We start from the raw sequence: 18,363 nt of genomic DNA, 5'->3' as shown, positions 1-18,363 counted from the left end.
TTAATATTTCAACCATTTAAACAACTCTTTGTAAGTTGGTTTTTTACCATACATTAAAATTCCAACTCTATATATCTTAGCTGCAAACCAAACGGCAAATATAAAAGTACCTATTAGTAAAAGTAAAGATAAACCTTGTTGCCATAATGGAACACCAAACGGTATCCGCATTAACATAACAACAGGAGAGGTAAACGGAACAAATGAAAACACAGTAGAAACCGTTCCATGTGGATCTTCTATTACCGTAAATACACCAACGTATACAGCTAAAATTAAAGGCATTATTATTGGCAACATAAATTGTTGCGTATCTGTCTCATTATCTACAGCTGCACCAATAGCCGCATATAAAGAACTATAAAGCAAATAACCACTAATAAAGAAAAACATAAACGCTATAATAAGATTAGTCATTGGTAAATTGCCAATAGAAACTATTAGGTTCTCTGCCATAGCTTGTGCTCCTTCAGCTTGCATAGCTTGGTTCATCATTTCTTGCTGTGGTGTTTTTACTTGTGTTAAGTCAATTCCAAAAATTGTTGATACAACCACCATTAAAACACCTCCTAAGATTACCCAAATTATAAATTGAGTAATACCTGCCAGAGAAGTACCAATTATCTTACCCATCATTAACTGAATTGGTTTTACAGACGATATAATAATTTCAATAATTCTACTCGTTTTTTCTTCAATGACACTGCGCATAATCATATTACCATATATAATAATAAACATAAATAGTAAATATCCTGCTGCACCACCAAATGCTAGCTTTACAACATTATCTATTTTAGAACTCTTTTCACCATCAAAACTTTCTTGTTCTATTTCTATATTAGTTTTAGAGGCTTCAATTTGTGAAATAGTTACCCCATCTTTTTGGAGTTTCATTTCTCTTAAACGCTTTTCAATTTTACTTTCTAAACCAGAAATAATACTCAGAGATGGCGAATCTTCAGAATAAAATTTAACATTGTCTGCAAAATCATCTAGCGAGTCCACTTTAACAATATGCAACAGTCCATAATCCTTTTTTTCTTTAACTAAAGCTATAGCATCATCAAACGCTAAACCACTTAAGTTAGTATATGTGGTGTTGTCTGTATTTTGAAATACATCTTTTAAATAACCGGTTTCATCTAATATTGAAATAGTCCGTTGCTTATCGTTATTTAACTGAGATAAATAGGCAACAACAGCAATAAGAGCAATCATTATTAACGGACTTAAAAACGTCATAATAACAAATGATTTATTCTTCACTTTTGTTAGATACTCTCGTTTTATAATTAATGGTAAATGATTCATCTTTAATTATTTTTTATAGTTTGAATAAAAATATCACTAGCCGAAGGTATAACTTCCACAAAATGGTGTACTTCTGCTTTTGATGTTAAAAATGAAAGTAAATCATTTGGTGATGTATCTAGCCCTAATTTAATATTCAGCTTCATATCATCATTTAAGTTTTTAAAGGTTGCCGGAAGCACTTCAAACTTATCTTGTATTTCTGCAAACACTCTATCTTTATTTAAAGAAGCCAAACCTACTTCAAACGTATTAGTTTTATTCTGGCGTTTTATATCATTTAGTTTCCCATCTAAAATTTTATTAGACTTATGAATTAAAGCAATATGGTCACAAAGTTCTTCCACAGATTCCATTCTATGTGTAGAAAAAATGACCGTTGCCCCTTCTTCTCTTAACTGTAAAATTTCATCTTTAATTAAGTTGGCATTAATTGGGTCAAACCCAGAAAATGGCTCATCAAATATTAGCAGTTTTGGTTGGTGCAAAACCGTTACAATAAATTGTATTTTTTGTGCCTGACCTTTACTTAATTCTTGAATTTTTTTATTCCACCAATCACCAATTTCTAACTTGTTAAACCAGTGCTTTAATCTTTTTTTAGCCTCAGTCTTACTCAACCCTTTTAGTTGAGCCAAGTACAAACATTGTTCGCCAACCTTCATAGACTTGTATAGGCCACGCTCTTCTGGTAAATAACCAATATCTCTTATATGCTCAGTTTTTAAAGGCTGCCCATCTAGCAAAACCCTACCTTGATCTGGCATTGTTATTTGATTGATAATACGAATTAATGTTGTTTTACCTGCGCCATTAGGACCAAGTAAACCAAAAATACTACCTTTTGGTACAGCAATGGATACTTCATTTAGTGCTCTAAAACCGCCGAAACTTTTAGAAACGGAATTAGCAACTAATAAGTCATTCATATAATATGATGTTTTAAGATTGAGAGATTGCGTAAAGATATTAAATGTTAGAGATTCTTAATAATTAAACTCCACTATTTACCTGAAATATTGAAATAACTAACAATATTAGAAACCTTTTATAAAGATTGCTCAAATTGTAGAATTAACAATATCTAACATAAGATATTTCTCAAGTTATTTTAACCTAATTAAGGTGATATATCACTAAAATTTAATATTGTTATAAAAAAACAAAACCCACCCTTATGGTTAGACAAGGATGGGAAAAAATTGCTATGAAAAAGAAAAATTATCGCTAATTAGCATTAGCGATAATTCAAATATAGTCATTTTTCTTAAAAATAGTGTGATTATGAAAACATATCTTTTACTTTTTCAAAAAAAGATTTATCTGAGCTTTCTGGTTTTGGTTCAAAATGTTCATCTTCTTTCATACTTTCAAAAAATGCTTTTTGCTTTTTATTTAAAGTCTTTGGCGTCCAAACATTTACATGCACTAACAAATCACCTTTTCCATAACCGTTAATGCTAGGAATTCCTTTTCCTCTTAGCCTTAAAATTTTACCAGATTGTACTCCTGGCTCTATTTTAATTCTCACTTTTCCGGTAACTGTATCTATTTCTTTTGAGTTTCCTAAAACAGCATCAGGCAAACTTATATACATGTCGTAATGCAGATTGTCTCCTTCTCTTTTTAACGTTGAATGTTCTTCTTCTTGTATAGCAACTAATAAGTCACCAGAAATACCATTACCTGGTGCATCATTACCTTTACCTGTAACTTTTAATTGCATACCATCTACAACACCTGCAGGTATTTTAACACTTACTGTTTCTTCCGTTACTTTTAATCCTTGAGCATCTGCGTCTGATGGCTTTTTATCTATTACCTGACCAGCTCCTCCACAAGTTGGACAAGCCGCTGAGGTTTGCATACGCCCTAAAATTGTGTTGGTAACACGCGTTACTTGGCCTGTACCATTACATGTTGTACATGTTTTATAAGTGGTACCTGGTGCTTGTACTTTACGTTTAACCTTAATTTTCTTTTCAACACCATTTGCTATATCTTCTAGAGATAATGTAACACGAATACGTAAATTACTGCCTTTAGCCACACGTTGTCTTCCGCCACCGCCAAAACCACTAAATCCGCCTCCACCTCCGAAGCCTCCTCCGAAAATATCGCCAAATTGACTAAAGATGTCATCCATATTCATTCCGCCACCACCAAAGCCGCCATTACCATCAAAGGCTTGATGACCAAATTGATCGTAACGTGCTTTTTTATCTGCATCACTTAAAACCTCGTAGGCCTCGGCTGCTTTTTTAAATTTTTCTTCGGCTTCTTTATTATCTGGATTTTTATCCGGATGATACTTTAAAGCCATCTTTCGATAGGCTTTTTTTATTTCTGCCGCAGTAGCTCCTTTGCTAATCCCTAATACTTCGTAATAATCTTCTTTCATCAACTTTATATTCTTCGTTTCACAAAAATCGAAACTCGTATTCTAATTTTATTGCCCAATAACGACTTTAGGAAAACGAATAACTTTGTCTCCTAATTTGTATCCTCGCTCTACAATATCAATTATTTTACCTTTTAAATCATCTGAAGGTGCTGGTATTTGTGTAATAGCTTCATGATCATCAGCACTAAATGTATCTCCTTTACTTACCTCTATTTTAGATAATCCTTTCTGCTCCAAGGTATTAATTAATTTATTATAAATTAGCAATACACCCTTTCTTAATTCTTCGGCCTCTTTATCTTCTTCAATATGCATTAAAGCTCTCTCAAAATCATCTAAAACTGGCAACATAGATATCATTACGTCTTGACTTGCTGTTTTAAATAATTCTATGCGCTCTTTTGTTGTTCGTTTTTTATAATTTTCAAACTCTGCAAACAAACGCATAAATTTATCTTTCTCTGCTACCAATTGATCTTGCAATTGTTCTTCTGGAGACTTAGTTTCTTTAATTTCTACCTCTGCTTCTGCTTCTACTGTAGCTGCAGCTTGATCCTCTACTTGTGGATCTTCAACTTTTGTATTCTTATCTTTTTTACTCATTTTGAGTTCTTTTTAAATCTTTGATTTAGAATTCGCAAAAGTACTGCCATTATTAATAAAATGTCAAAATGTCATTAACATTTTTTTATCAAACTTTAAACTACTAATCCTTATCTTTACATCATTAAATCAAACTCTAAAATAACACTGACATGAAAACCAAAATTTTTAAAATTTTTTCACTAGTTGCTGTAATAACTTTTGCTAGTTGTGGCGAAAAGGCTAAAGAAGCAGAAACTACAAAAGCTGAAGAAGCTGCTATTGCTGAAGTAACAGCTAAGACGTATACTGTGAATACTACAGATTCTAATATAGAATGGAAAGGTTTTAAACCCACAGGTTCTCATACAGGAACTATTGCAGTTAAAGAAGGAAACCTAAGTATTAACGATGGTATTATTGAAAGTGGAAAATTTGTAATTGACATGAATAGCATTGTGGTTACAGATATTCCTGCAGAAGAAGAAGGTAACGGAAAACTAGTTGGTCACCTTAAAAATGCTGACTTTTTTAATGTTGAAGCACACCCTACAGCTACTTTTGAAGTGACAGGTGTAAAAACTACAGAAGGCAAAACAATGCTTTCTGGTAATTTAACTATAAAAGAAAAAACAAACAATATTAGCTTTCCTATAACAGTTACAGAAACGGATAACAATGTTACTTTAATCAGTGAAACATTTACAATTGACCGCTCTAAATGGAATATTGAATATGGTTCTAAATCATTTTTCGATAATTTAGGAGACAAGTTTATTAACGATGATATGGAAATAAAAGTATCATTAACAGCGACAAAAGCTTAAATAATATCAAAAACTAATAGTAAAAGCAGTCATTAATTTGGCTGCTTTTTTTTGTAAAATCTAAAACAACATTTAATTACATAAAAATAAACTTAATAGCAGCAATCATCCCAATAAACGCAATAAAAGCAATAAGAATCCAAATAGTACCTTTGTAATATTTTCTGTGTAGTTTTAAATCTTTACGGTATTGGTAACCAACAATTATAACAAAGGCGATAAAAAATAATATTCCAAAAATCAATTGACCAGTACTAAACATCTTCTTATTTTTATGCAAAAATAGGAATTAAACCAACAACTATGCAAGACAAAATTAATGCAGTAAAAGCTTTTCACACAGCTTTTAAAATAGGACATCGAGAAACTCCAAAAGCAGACCTTGGTCTAGACAAAAACCTACTGCGTTATGAGTTAATGCGAGAAGAAAACGAAGAATATCTTGAAGCAGCTAAATCAAATGACTTAGTTGAAGTCGCTGATGCTTTAGGTGATATGCTTTATATTTTATGCGGTACCATTATAGAACACGGCATGCAACATAAAATTGAAGAAGTTTTTGAAGAAATACAGCGCAGTAACATGAGCAAACTAGGCGCAGATGGCGAACCTATTTACAGAGAAGATGGTAAGGTTTTAAAAGGACCTAACTATTTTAAACCCAATATTAAAGAGATATTAGAATCATAAAAAAAGCAGCCAAATGGCTGCTTTTTTTTATATCATTTAATTAAAGAATCATCTTTTATTTTACTGCTCTTCTCCAACCATGCTTATCCTCAGAAACATTGTATTGTATATTTAATAACGTCTGTTTAAATAATTTGGCATAAGAATCTTCAGCACCAGAAATTTCAAATAACTCTTCTTTATGCTGAAATGCAGAAATCTCGCTGATGACTGCTGCTGTACCTGCTCCAAAAACCTCCTTTAAACTTCCATCTTTTGCTGCCTTTTTAATTTCTTCAACTTTTACAGGTCTAACGTCGCATTTAATTCCTAAATCTTCAGCTAATTGTATTATACTCTTACGTGTTATCCCATCTAAAATACGATCGCTAACAGGTGCTGTAATTAACGTATCATTTACTCTAAAAAACACATTCATAGTACCTGCTTCTTCTAAGTAGGTATGTGTATCTGCATCTGTCCATATAATTTGATGAAACCCTTCTTTCTGAGCTAAACTTGTAGGATAAAATTGTGCTGCATAATTACCTGCCGCCTTTGCTGCACCAACACCTCCATTGGCAGACCTACTATAATGTTCCGCTACTAAAACTCGTACTGGCGAATTGTAGTAAGACTGCGCTGGTGAGCAAATAATCATAAAACGATACATACTTGCTGGCGAAGCAGAAATTGCTGGCTCTGTTGCAATGACAAATGGACGTATGTAGAGAGAATTTCCTAAACCAGGCTTTATCCAGTCGTTATCTAATTTTAGTAATTCTTCTAAACCTTCAAAAAAGTAGTTTTCAGGAAAAGCAGGCATCGATAATCGCTCAGCAGACTTATTAATTCTTTCAAAATTCTGTTTTGGTCTAAATAAAAACACCTTTCCCTCATGGTCTTTATAGGCTTTCATTCCTTCAAAAACAGCTTGTCCGTAATGAAACACACGAGCAGATGGCTCAAAGGTCATAGCTTGGTACGGCATAATTTTAGGTTCTTGCCACTCACCATTTTCAAAATCACAGACAAACATATGATCAGTAAAAACTTTCCCAAAGTCTAACTTACTAAAATCCACACTGTTAATTTTTGTAGATTCAGATTTTTCAATACTGATATTCGCTGTTTGATAGGTCATAATTACAAAATGTTTAACTACAAAAATACATAATCAGTTGGTTTTAAAAAAAGTAATATTCCCTAAAATTGTGTAATTTTGTAAATACACAAAAAATTAATTCAAAATCTATCAATAATGAAAAAAACCATTTTATTAATCGCTATCAGTATTGCAACATTTTCATGTAAAAATGAATCAAAAACTGCAGAAGATAAAACTATTGAAGTTGAAACTGTAGACACTAAAAAAGATATTGCTTATGCTTCTTTCGGAAAAGAAATTACTGATGCGGATGCTTTAAGCGGAGAAAAAATGATTGAGAATTTTAAAAATCTAAAGGTTGGCGATACTATTAATGCCAAAATGAAAGGTGAAATCATTGAGGTTTGCTCTAAAAAAGGATGTTGGATGACTTTAGATACTGGCGAAGATGAAGTTATGGTAAAATTTAAAGATTATGGTTTTTTTATGCCACTTAATGCCGAAGGTAACGTAGTTATTAATGGCAAAGCTTTTGTTTCTGAAACTTCTGTTGACGAATTAAGACATTACGCAGAAGATGCTGGTAAATCTGAAGAAGAAATTGCTGCTATAACAACACCTAAATTTGAATATCGTTTTGAAGCTGATGGCGTTTTATTACAACAATAAATATCTAAGTTTATACCTACTTATCTTTCTGATCTTTCTAAATTGTCAAAACGAAGAAAACGTAGCTGAATCAACTACCAAGAAAGTTGTTGAATACGACATGTACCAACCGTCTGAAATGGCAAACTTAATGAATGCCATGTATGCTTACAACCAACAGTTAAAAGCACAAATTGTGGCTGGCAAAACACCAACGCAATTACCTTTAGATTTAGCAAAGTTACATACAGCAGAAATGACAGACAAGAATGGAAGAACACCTGCTTGGAATAGTTTTGTAAATGTTTTTATTGCGTCGCAACAAACCATTATAGACACCATCTCTAATGTAGATTTAAAAGAACGCTACAATGCATCTATTAATAATTGTTTAGGTTGCCATAAAACAGAATGTACAGGACCAATACCAAAGATTAAGAAACTACTGATTCAATAATTTGAAACGAAAAATAATTACCACCTCTGATGGCTCTAAAACCATTCAAATTGAAGAATGGAACGAGCAATACCATTCCATCCATGGTGCTATACAAGAAGCAAACCACGTATTTTTAAAACATGGTTTGCTTTTCTTTAGTACTGAACTCGATTCAGCATCTACTGAACACGTTTCAAAATCTAAACCCATTTCCATTTTAGAAATTGGATTTGGCACAGGTCTCAATGCGTTTTTAACCTTAGTTGAAGGCGAAAAATTAAATTTAAAACTCAATTATACAGGTGTAGAAGCCTATCCTGTTCAGTTAGAAGAAATCAATCAGCTTAATTATGTTGAATTAATTTCTAAATCTCACAATGCCGCTTTTAACAAATTACACAGTGTATCTTGGGAAACTCCACATGACATCACTCCTAGTTTTAAATTAGAAAAACAGGAAAAATTCTTTAAAGATATTACAGCTGTCTATACCTACAATATCATTTATTTTGATGCTTTTGGTGCTCGCGTTCAACCCGATTTATGGACCGAAGATATTTTTAAAATAATGTATAACGCCTTACAAGACAATGGTATTTTAGTAACCTACTCTGCCAAAGGAAGCGTAAGACGTGCTATGCAAGCCGTCGGATTTATTGTTGAACGTTTACCTGGACCTCCTGGAAAACGTGAAATGTTACGAGCCCAGAAAAAGGGCTCGTAACATTCAGCGACATGCAATGAGCTAAATGTTGAGAGCATTGAAAACATTTAGTTAACAAATAACATTAGTTACACCTCAACATCACTTCTAATGAAATTCCTGTTAATTGATTTTGTACTTCAAACTAACTAAAACTATCGAGAAGCATCCACAACTATAAGGTTCTCGATACAATTTGCTCGTACCTCACAAATCACTCGAACTGACGTTAGAGGTAATTTGAAAATAAGATTCTTTTCAACTTTCAATCTTCTAGCTTCACAACTTTGCAACTTTGCATCTCTGCTTCTTTGAAACTATAAAACTTTCAACCATTAACTTTTTTAACTTTGAGACCTTGATACTTTACAACTTCCGAACTACCCAACTTCCCAACAACATTAAACACCCAAACGTTAAATCCTAACTAAAACACTTACAGAACCTTTACACCTTTCGTATCTTTACATAAAAAAGAAAAATGACCGTTTTAATAACAGGTGCAACAGGATTAATAGGACAAGAAATTGTAAAAAAGTGTCATGCTAAAGGCATTGATGTACATTACTTAACGACTTCAAAATCGAAACTGAGTTCAGCAAACAATTACAAAGGGTTTTATTGGAATCCCAATAACAGCGAGATAGACCACAAATGTTTTGAAGGTGTTTCTGCCATCATAAATATGGTTGGTGCTTCTATTTCTAAACGTTGGACAGAGGATTACAAAAAACAAATCTTAGAAAGTAGAACTAAAACTGCACAACTGCTTCAAGACACCATAAAAACACATAATTACAAAATTGACCATGTGGTTTCTGCAAGTGCTATTGGCATTTACCCAACAAGTTTGGTTAATTATTACGAGGAAACAACTACCGAAATTTCAGATACTTTTTTAGGAAAAGTCGTTAAGGAATGGGAAGCTGCTGTGGATGGATTTAAAGCTTTAGGTTGTAAGGTTGCCAAAATAAGAATTGGCTTAGTTTTAGCCAAAGATGGTGGTGCTTTACCAGAAATTGTAAAACCCATAAAGTTTGGCGCTGGTGCTGCTTTTGGTAGCGGAAAACAATGGCAAAGTTGGATTCATGTTAAAGATTTAGCATCACTCTTTGTCTTTGCGGTACAACAAAATTTAGAAGGTATCTATAATGGTGTTGCTCCAAATGCGGTTACCAATAAAGAACTGACTAAGGTTGCTACTAAAGTTTTACATCGTCCGTTAATTTTACCAAATATTCCAAAATTCGCTATGAAACTGGTTTTAGGCGAAATGCATATTCTTTTATTTGAAAGTCAACGTGTCAGTTCTCAAAAAATAGAAAGTGAAGGCTTTGATTTTCAGTATGTGAATCTGAAACCTGCTTTAGAGGATTTGTTGGGATAGATGGTTGATGGTTGATGGTTGATGGTTGATAAACTAATAAAAACGTCCGTTCGAGTGGTTTTTGAGGTACGAAAAAATTGTATCGAGAACCTTGGTTAGTATGAAAGCTTCTCTATACAAAATTTCTGAAAAACGAAATTTCACTCGAAGTGACGGTACTTTATAAAAGAGGTTTCAACCGAAATCAACTTAACGATATGAATTTAATAGCATAATAAAACGTCCGTTCGAGTGGTTTTTGAAGTACGAAAAAATTGTATCGAGAACCTTGGTTAGTATAAAAGCTTCTCGATACAAAATTTCTAAAAAAAAGAAATTTCACTCGAAGTGACGATACGTTACAATGAAGTTTCAACCAAAATCAACTAAACAATATGATTTAAACAACATAATAAAACGTCTGTTCGAGTGATTTTGAGGTACGAAAAATTGTATCGAGAACCTTGGTTAGTATAAAAGCCTCTCGATACAAAATTTCTGAAAAACGAAATTTCACTCGAAGTGACGATACGTAACAAATGACGTTTCATCCAAAATCAACTAAACAATATGATTTAAACAACATAATAAAACGTCTGTTCGAGTGATTTTGAGGTACGAAAAATTGTATCGAGAACCTTGGTTAGTATAAAAGCTTCTCGATACAAAATTTCTAAAAAAAAGAAATTTCACTCGAAGTGACGATACGTTACAAATGAAGTTTCATCCAAAATCAACTAAACAATATGATTTAAATAACATAATAAATCGTCTGTTCGAGTGGTTTTTGAGGTACGAAAAAATTGTATCGAGAACCTTAGTTAGTATAAAAGCTTCTCGATAAAAAATTTCTGAAAAACGAAATTTCACTCGAAGTGACGTTGAGGTATAAATTATATATAAAAAAAGAGACAAATATCAGTATTTGCCTCTTTTTTATAATTAGAATTTTATGTTAATCTTCAATCCAACCCATAATAGCATTAGCTACAAATCTCGGTTCTGGTGGTAATGCGTAAATGTCTTTTTCGTAGTTTTTATTGTATGGCGAAATATTCATAATATTTCCGTCTACAACCAACGTACTACTTCCTCCTGGGTCAAAGCCCATTGCTTTATCCATTCCGTATTTTAAAAGAATATCTACCATATCAAAATGTGTAGCGCCTACAGATTCTCTAATTCTTCCATTTACCATCAACACCATTAATTTACCTTCTTTGGTAATTCCCACGGCAATTTTTGGACCTCGCATATCAGTAAAATCTAATCGTGCTGCTTGTGTTTTAATAGAGTTTGTGGTTTTCCAACCTTCGTCTTCCATATTTAGAATTTGTTTGCCTTCATCTATTAACATTGGTCCTGCTTCAATGGCATAAGAAATCTCATCCCATTTATAAGGGTTTTCTTCTGGTTCTAATAATTGAATTGATAACGGCTTACCTTCTTCAAACATGGTATCTGAAAATAAAGCTTCAGGAACAGACAATGTAATTCCAACAGGAATCACTTTTACTTCTTCTTTTGGCTTTGTTTTTATAATTTCTTTTACTGTATTTCCTGCAATTCTAACAATCACATTGCCGTTGCCAACATATGATTCTTCAGTAAATGACAAATCATAGAAACAAGGTTCTGTTTCACTATGTGCATTGTAATTGGCACTTGTAAATGTTAGGTCTTTTTCTTTCCCTTTAACAGTTAAACCGGCTTTACTATTCACTTTTCTAATATCTACGTCTCCATTTTTATAAATGATAAAAGCAGGTTTGTTAAAAAGTGGTGGACAAAACACTTTGTTGTCCATTATTAGTAAACCTAACGGCGAACCGATATAAGTTTCTGGTAGTCCGAGTTTACCAACCAATTCCGGATTTAAAATATAACCACCATTCCAAGCCAATTCTATTTTATTTGGGTTTTTACTTTTCTTCTTGTACTCTTTTACAAGTGCTGGTACATTTTTAGGTTCTTTATTGGCAATATGTGCGGCGAATTTCCAATGGTGTTTTTTGGTGTCAATTTCTGCTAAAACACCACTCCAAGGTAAACCATCTTCATACACTCCACCTGCATATGATGATTTTACTTTTTCAACGGTTTTGGATAATTTTAAATCATCCTTTATTTGAAGTAATAATTTTTTAATTGGTGTGCCGTTTTCAATGGCATCTTTAGTGACGATACTTAGCAATTCTTTTTCGCTTAACGTGTCTTTTAAATCTTGATATAAATCACTTTTAAGTACATCATCAAAATCTTTAGCGGTTTGTATTGGCGTAGGATACGCTAAGGTTGTGCGCACACCTGCTGGTACAAACTGAATGAAGCCACTACCTTTAGGAATTCCCATAATTTTAGCCGTCATTTCGTACAGTACTTTTCCGATATGAAAATGGTCTATTTCAATAATATCTGTCATCATTGCAGCCGATTCTCCATTGGTTATTAAGAAGCCGTTCGCCTCTTTAATAGCGCGTAAAATCTTAATGGCTTTTGGTCCCATTTGTGGAAAATGCACACCTTCTGACCATTGTTTGGTTTCAATAATCTGAACCACACCAGCCTTATATAACAAGCCTAATTCTGGCTCTTTACCGCTTTCTAAATACTCTTTAATATCTGCACTAGAGAACCATTTTGTAATTCTTGGTTCGTGTATAAAAATGTAGATTTTTTCTAACTTATCTACATTGGCTTCGAGTATTTCTGAGGTTAATTCTTGTTGTATGGTTAAATTTAATTGAGAACGAATGGGCTGTAACACAAAATACTCTAATTCGTGTTTAATATAACGACCAGGAAAATACCCTTTAGGCACATTCTTTTTTAAATTCTTGGTTAAAATTTTACGGTCATCTATACCTAAATATTTACTATTAGTCAATTGAAAAAGGGCTAATTCCCAATCGGCAAAAAATTGTGGTGCTAAAGTTAAATCTGGTAAATTTTTTGGTTTAAAAACCTCTGTATAAATCATATTTACCAAACCTGTAATTTCTTGAAGTGTAAAGGCTTGATAGGCATACGATTTCTTATTTCTATGACGATACGCCAAAGCATGGTCGTGCCGAATGGAAATTTCGCCATCTACGTATTTAAAAATATCATCAATAGCATTGTAGTATTTATGAATCAATTCAAGATTAGTATTTACCAAATCTGGAATATCATTTTCCATGGTTCTGGCATATCGCATCACACGACCTTTAACCAATTGTTCTTCAACTCTAAAAAAGCTTGGGTCGATAAGTGATTTTAAATAATGCATAAAAGACAAACGACCATAACCAGGTAAATAATGTCTTGTTTTTTTATTGAGAATCGCATTAAGGTCGTCGTTTTCAAAATCTACAGATGCTTTGTATTGCTTCAGTAAATTTATCACTTGTGGATTATCTTCTATTGATACTGACGCCAATTGGTAATACATACGCTGCAAAATATAACGTATGTTTTTCTCTAAAGCTTCTAGGCTGTAACGCTTTTTAATAACGCTTCTGTTATGCGTTACATCTACCATTCTGTTTTGTGGATAAAACACATGGTCGCAAATGCGTTCTGCCAATTTCTTTGGTACTTTAGACCCTTTAAATTCTAAAACATTAAGACGAAGCGATTCATCTAAATGTCTACCGATAACCTCATCATACACTTCTCTTGGCTCATATTGTCTACAGAAAATTGGTGTTCCGCAAGCTGCAGCTTCTATAATTGGTAAGCCTCGTCCTTCGGTTTGACTTGGCAATAAAATAAGTGAAGCAACATCAAAAAGTTGTTTAATATCTAATGGTTTTTTATACTTCTTTTTAAAATCGTTTTTATCGAATTCACTAAATAAAAAGCCAAGTAATACACGCGATTTAAACTCTTTAGGAAGCTCTTTTAAGAATTTTTTGAAATCCTTTTTTAAATCGTGATAATAATTTTGTTGACCATGTGGAATGGGCCCTGAAACAATTAAGGATAATTTTAATTGTGGATTAGTGTTGAATTTTTCTGCAAAAGAATCGTATGCAAATAAACGTTTAATGAGTTTGAAGTTTAACTCAATTGACTTTCTACTAATGACACGTGTGGGTTGTAAGAAGACAATATTGTTGTTTACAAAATCGAATTGCTTAATGGTTTTATGACCTAATAAAATAGGCTTTAAAGACCGTTTACTTTCGGTATGATGCGCAGCCGTATGTACTGTAATGGTCTCCTTTTTATTCGCAAAGATTGTAGACACTTGCATAAACGCTTTTATAATATCGCGCTTACTCATGGCATGCAATTTAGTATCTACTGCTGTACCTAATAAGGCGACGTTTGCAGGATTATGTCCATTAACATTAATTAGATGGTCTTGCTGAATTCTATTGATATTCACATTCATCCAAGAGCGACTTTCCCATGGATAAATAGTTTCTATAATTGAGAAAAATTCGCCAACATGTGCATTGTGAAAAAAGAAATCTCTTGGTCCTTTTTTAAGACCTTTCTTTTTAATTTCTACTTCTCTATTTCCACCTTCCCAATAAAAATCGTGATTATTATTAATCACAGGAATGCCTAAATATTCTGAAATTAAAACCGTTGCCAATGCCAAAGACACGTTACCAGGATTAGAACAGACATTAATAAGGTATAACATAGAAATGTTATTCTGCTCAATGTAACTTCCTAATTTTTCTACAAGTACTAAAACCTCAGCCCAAAACTTACCAATAAGATTATTGTAGGCTTCGCTGCCTCGTTCCATTTTAATTTTGAAGAAATCCTCGTACAAAGGCCAAGCATCAAAAGCTTCCATTTCTGGTATTACTTTTTTAAATGCATCTTTTGGTATTAACTCATTGGCTTCTTCTTTAATTTCTCCTGCAATAAAGTGAATTGGAATATTAGGATATATATTCTTAAAGGTTTTGGCATACTTTTCAGTTTCTACCGTAATACCATCAATGGTAAAATAAAAGGTTAGGAATGCGATACCTCCTTTTTCAATATGTGTATCGAAAGTGGATGCATTGCCTTTAAAAGCAGACGTTTTTTTCTGCTCTTTAAATTTATCCATGAATAAACCTAAGTCAAACCAGGTATTTATTTTTTCATTTTTAAGTGTATTTAAAATCGTCGTAATTTTTGTTGTTGTCTTATCAGTCGTCATGTTCTAATTCTTAAAATGTAAATAATTGGCTTAACTTTTCTTCTAGTACTTCATACGAAAAGTGCTTTTTACCAATTTCAAAATTGTATTCTCCAATTTCTATACAGCGTTTTGGGTTATAAATGATATCAGACATTTGCTGTACACTTTCTGGTGTAAGATTACCATCTGAAATCATTACGGTTTCAAAACCTTTGTTACCAATATCTTGACTATAAACCGGTTTATAATCATTCACAAAAATTGGTTTTTTAGCCAATACGGTTTCTACAAAGGCATTACCAAAACCTTCATAGGTACTAAAATAGGTACATGCTCTTCCGTGTGCATACACATCTGATAAATCTTTATGGTCTAAAACTTTGTGTGCTGCAAAAATGACTTGACTCGATAAATTTAAATCGTGAATTTGGTCTATTAACTCATTGTAATAGGTCTTGTTTTCATCATCGTTATTATTACCTGTAATAACTAATTTTAGCTTTTTATCGTTTAGTTGGTCTATTAGAGAAATGGCGGTTTCAATACCTTTTCGTCTTACAATACGTGTTACTTGCAATAGCGCAATTTCATCTTTTAAAACACCAACGTCTCTAAGAAAAAACTCGTTTTCTGGTGTTGGTACACCATACACACGATTAAAGTCCATAACGTTAGGTACCATTATAGCATCAATATCAAAACGGTTTTTAAAGGTTTCTACACCAAATGTATTGATAACCGCATGCCTCACATCTGGTAATAACAACGGAAAATTATCATCTACATACTTATTGATTTCTGGATGTACAGAGACGTAACGTTGGCCACGTTCCCAATGAAAATCATGGTCGTGTGTTACAATAGGTAAACCTGTAGATTTAACTAATTTTTTAATGGCAACTCCCATTGATAAATGACAAGGTAAAGCTGAAGCATTCTCTGACAGTAGAACTTCTATACGTTTTTCTAAAACCCAAGCTTCCATGGCCTGATGAATTTTATTTGACGCATCCTCAACGTGACCTAATAATGGATAAGGGTCGTCGTCTGGCTCAAAAAAGGCCTTACGTTGTCCCCATTCTGCTTCAACGGAAAAGAAAGATAATGGTGGATACAGGTAATCGTGGTCGTAATCCATCTCCCAGGATTCAAATTCGCCAGACATAATAAAGACTTCATGTCCTAGCTTTTTTAATACATCTATCCATTTTTCGGTTTCGAGTGCTACACCATCTACACCGCCAATTCTTCCAATAATAATTCCTATTCGCATATGTTATTTAAAGTTTTGAGTTCTCTAAATATAGCGAATTGAAATATGTATTAAAAGGTTTTGAAGCGCTGTATACACAGATTTACGACTTCAAAAATTTAAGTGATATTTAATTATGTGTACTTTAATTTATGCTTTAATTCTTAACGAAATGATAATACAGTTAATTCTATATACGATGATTTTAAGCTCTAAAAATGATTAAACCTAGAATATAAATTGATATTTATTCTGAAATTATAAACGCGTCTTTCAGTTCATTTTTGGTTGGATTTTCAAACCAAGTTTCCATAAAATCGAAGTTCTCTTTAGTGACTTCAAACTCAAAAGTAGCACCTTTTTCTTGGTTACGTATCATAACGCGTTCTAAACGTTTGGCTTTTGGCACATCTAAAAAATGTAGTTTTATCTCGTAGTTATTCATTTCTGCGAATTTTCTAAACTTTTCACGATGACCAATTTTAGCCAATCCTAAATCTAAGATAGCGTCTGTCTTTGATGCTTCGAGTTGATGAATTAAATCTAGCATTACACGTTCGGAACGTTCTATGCGCTCTAAAAACCAATCTAACCCATCGGTTTCCTTTTTGTCTGGCATAAACAATACGTTATTCCACACATCAATAGAAAATACGAGTCCGTTAATTCTTCTTTTTAACTCGTTAGCGTAAGTGGTTTTCCCAGAACCTGTATTACCTACTATAAGGTGAATCATTTTTTAAAGTGTTTTATAGACTGATTATTTTAATTGCTCCCTTACCCAAGTTTGAAGCTCAGAGGCATCCATCTTAATTAATTTCTCAATACGCTTATCTTTCTTTAATCCATTGCCTTTATTGGCAGAATACACTTTTATGAGACTATTAATACCAGAAATATTACCAGCTTCAACATTATCCTTATCATCTGGATTTTCAATAGCATATTTTATCCAGCCACCTATAAAAACAATTAAAAGCTCAGGATTTTTAGTCGTTAAATCTACCTGAAATGATTGCATAGAAATTGTAACCGTTGGTGTACCAGTTGCCCATTTCATTAAATAAGCATTTGCCATAATCCGTTTATCCGCTTCCTCACTCATTGGTGTATTTTCTAACCAATTAATGCAATCTACAATTTGTGGCTCATGTTTTATGTAATCTTCTTTAACTTCTAGTTTTACATTATCAGGCACTTCAAAAGTTTGTGACCAATTTAGTTGTGCAACACAAAGGGTTAATACGAATGAGAAAAGGCTATTTTTTAATTTCATGGTATAAGTACTTATTTATGGTTGTCTTATCAGTTTTAAGTTATTGGTATTATATTAATACCCTCTCTCTTTCATTTTTTCTGCAAATTTTTCACCTATAGCCATTCCCCATTGTTGACCAATTTGCATGGATTCTTGAGTAATTAAAGGTGTGCTTTTAGCAAATTTTTGTCCCACTGGAGATTCGTAAAATTTTATAAGCTCTTTTAAATCTGCTTCAGTCATGTATTTTTCATAAACAGGTACCAGCATAACCGTTAAATCGTCTAAAGATGTTTTTGAAAATTCGTTTTCTAGCTCCTTCCACGTCTCTGCATCAACTGCAGCATATTGTTGCTTAAACATGGTAAACATCTGTTTTATTACCGTTTGAAATGTTTGTTCTGTGCCAGACACTTCAAACATTTTACGTAATGTTTTGGCATAATCTGTATCGGTTTGGCCAAAAGCAGATGTACTAAATAAAATTAAAAATGAAAATACGGTTAATACTTTTCTCATGGTGTTAATAATTAATTGGTTATTTTTTTGGGTTTAACATACGTTTGAAACTTCAATTTTCAGCCTTACTTAAAGGGTTCTTTTTAGTATTGTTTATGGTAACAAAACACAGATTAATTTAGTCTTTAGGTAAAAACATA

General features: G+C 32.7%; 17 protein-coding genes. 6 read left to right on the top strand and 11 right to left on the bottom strand.

All coding sequences use genetic code 11. The annotated features are described in order from the left end of the window. The 4 genes from GN138_RS06560 to GN138_RS06545 all read right to left on the bottom strand — a co-directional run bounded on the left by GN138_RS06560 (position 1) and on the right by GN138_RS06545 (position 4,321). Positions 1 to 1,314 carry an ABC transporter permease gene (locus tag GN138_RS06560; RefSeq protein WP_157362995.1) on the bottom strand — a complete coding sequence of 438 codons (1,314 nt, stop codon included), beginning with the start codon at positions 1,312 to 1,314 and terminating at the stop codon, positions 1 to 3. Positions 1,315 to 1,316: 2 nt separating this feature from the next. Then, positions 1,317 to 2,243, bottom strand: a complete 927-nt coding sequence (locus GN138_RS06555) for an ABC transporter ATP-binding protein (protein ID WP_157362994.1) — start codon at positions 2,241 to 2,243, stop codon at positions 1,317 to 1,319. Positions 2,244 to 2,596: 353 nt separating this feature from the next. Further along, complete coding sequence (gene dnaJ, locus GN138_RS06550; RefSeq protein ID WP_157362993.1) at positions 2,597 to 3,715, bottom strand: molecular chaperone DnaJ; 1,119 nt, start codon at positions 3,713 to 3,715, stop codon at positions 2,597 to 2,599. 48 nt (positions 3,716 to 3,763) lie between these two features. Then, positions 3,764 to 4,321, bottom strand: a complete 558-nt coding sequence (locus GN138_RS06545; RefSeq protein WP_157362992.1) for a nucleotide exchange factor GrpE — start codon at positions 4,319 to 4,321, stop codon at positions 3,764 to 3,766. A gap of 152 nt (positions 4,322 to 4,473) precedes the next feature. On the opposite strand from GN138_RS06545, the gene GN138_RS06540 reads away from it, so the two are divergent. Beyond that, positions 4,474 to 5,127 (top strand): YceI family protein, encoded by a 654-nt coding sequence (locus tag GN138_RS06540; RefSeq protein ID WP_157362991.1) that lies wholly within the window; start codon positions 4,474 to 4,476, stop codon positions 5,125 to 5,127. A gap of 76 nt (positions 5,128 to 5,203) precedes the next feature. Here GN138_RS06540 and GN138_RS06535 read toward each other — a convergent pair whose 3' ends face one another. Next, the gene (locus GN138_RS06535) at positions 5,204 to 5,389 is read right to left on the bottom strand and encodes a hypothetical protein (protein ID WP_157363348.1); all 186 of its coding nucleotides are present in this window, start codon (positions 5,387 to 5,389) and stop codon (positions 5,204 to 5,206) included. A gap of 41 nt (positions 5,390 to 5,430) precedes the next feature. Here GN138_RS06535 and GN138_RS06530 point away from each other — a divergent pair, with 41 nt between their 5' ends. Further along, the gene (locus GN138_RS06530; RefSeq protein ID WP_157362990.1) at positions 5,431 to 5,817 is read left to right on the top strand and encodes a pyrophosphohydrolase domain-containing protein; all 387 of its coding nucleotides are present in this window, start codon (positions 5,431 to 5,433) and stop codon (positions 5,815 to 5,817) included. 55 nt (positions 5,818 to 5,872) lie between these two features. Here GN138_RS06530 and GN138_RS06525 read toward each other — a convergent pair whose 3' ends face one another. Continuing rightward, positions 5,873 to 6,940, bottom strand: coding sequence for a branched-chain amino acid aminotransferase (locus tag GN138_RS06525; protein WP_157362989.1), 1,068 nt, complete (start codon positions 6,938 to 6,940; stop codon positions 5,873 to 5,875). 117 nt (positions 6,941 to 7,057) lie between these two features. Here GN138_RS06525 and GN138_RS06520 point away from each other — a divergent pair, with 117 nt between their 5' ends. The 4 genes from GN138_RS06520 to GN138_RS06505 all read left to right on the top strand — a co-directional run bounded on the left by GN138_RS06520 (position 7,058) and on the right by GN138_RS06505 (position 10,081). Then, positions 7,058 to 7,573, top strand: a complete 516-nt coding sequence (locus GN138_RS06520) for a DUF4920 domain-containing protein (protein ID WP_157362988.1) — start codon at positions 7,058 to 7,060, stop codon at positions 7,571 to 7,573. Between the two features lie 118 nt (positions 7,574 to 7,691). Next, entirely contained in the window at positions 7,692 to 8,009 is a 318-nt protein-coding gene (locus tag GN138_RS06515; protein WP_197429322.1) for a hypothetical protein, read from the top strand. A gap of 1 nt (position 8,010) precedes the next feature. Then, positions 8,011 to 8,715, top strand: coding sequence for a tRNA (5-methylaminomethyl-2-thiouridine)(34)-methyltransferase MnmD (gene mnmD, locus GN138_RS06510; RefSeq protein WP_157362986.1), 705 nt, complete (start codon positions 8,011 to 8,013; stop codon positions 8,713 to 8,715). A gap of 460 nt (positions 8,716 to 9,175) precedes the next feature. Then, a complete protein-coding gene (locus GN138_RS06505) occupies positions 9,176 to 10,081 on the top strand; it encodes a TIGR01777 family oxidoreductase (RefSeq protein WP_157362985.1) in 906 nt (301 codons plus the stop codon). A gap of 934 nt (positions 10,082 to 11,015) precedes the next feature. Here GN138_RS06505 and GN138_RS06500 read toward each other — a convergent pair. The 5 genes from GN138_RS06500 to GN138_RS06480 form a co-directional block, all read right to left on the bottom strand. Next, complete coding sequence (locus GN138_RS06500; protein ID WP_157362984.1) at positions 11,016 to 15,212, bottom strand: phosphodiester glycosidase family protein; 4,197 nt, start codon at positions 15,210 to 15,212, stop codon at positions 11,016 to 11,018. Positions 15,213 to 15,222: 10 nt separating this feature from the next. After that, positions 15,223 to 16,467, bottom strand: a complete 1,245-nt coding sequence (locus GN138_RS06495) for a glycosyltransferase family 4 protein (RefSeq protein WP_157362983.1) — start codon at positions 16,465 to 16,467, stop codon at positions 15,223 to 15,225. 226 nt (positions 16,468 to 16,693) lie between these two features. Continuing rightward, positions 16,694 to 17,182 carry an AAA family ATPase gene (locus GN138_RS06490; RefSeq protein WP_157362982.1) on the bottom strand — a complete coding sequence of 163 codons (489 nt, stop codon included), beginning with the start codon at positions 17,180 to 17,182 and terminating at the stop codon, positions 16,694 to 16,696. A gap of 24 nt (positions 17,183 to 17,206) precedes the next feature. Further along, positions 17,207 to 17,722 (bottom strand): hypothetical protein, encoded by a 516-nt coding sequence (locus tag GN138_RS06485; RefSeq protein WP_157362981.1) that lies wholly within the window; start codon positions 17,720 to 17,722, stop codon positions 17,207 to 17,209. Positions 17,723 to 17,776: 54 nt separating this feature from the next. Then, positions 17,777 to 18,223: a DUF2059 domain-containing protein gene (locus GN138_RS06480; protein WP_157362980.1), complete on the bottom strand. Its 447-nt coding sequence runs from the start codon at positions 18,221 to 18,223 to the stop codon at positions 17,777 to 17,779. Between the last annotated feature and the right edge of the window lie 140 nt (positions 18,224 to 18,363).

Origin of the sequence: Winogradskyella endarachnes (assembly GCF_009741275.1) — a bacterium.
Classification (GTDB): Bacteria; Bacteroidota; Bacteroidia; order Flavobacteriales; family Flavobacteriaceae; genus Winogradskyella; species Winogradskyella endarachnes.
This window is presented reverse-complemented; position numbering and strand designations above follow the sequence as displayed.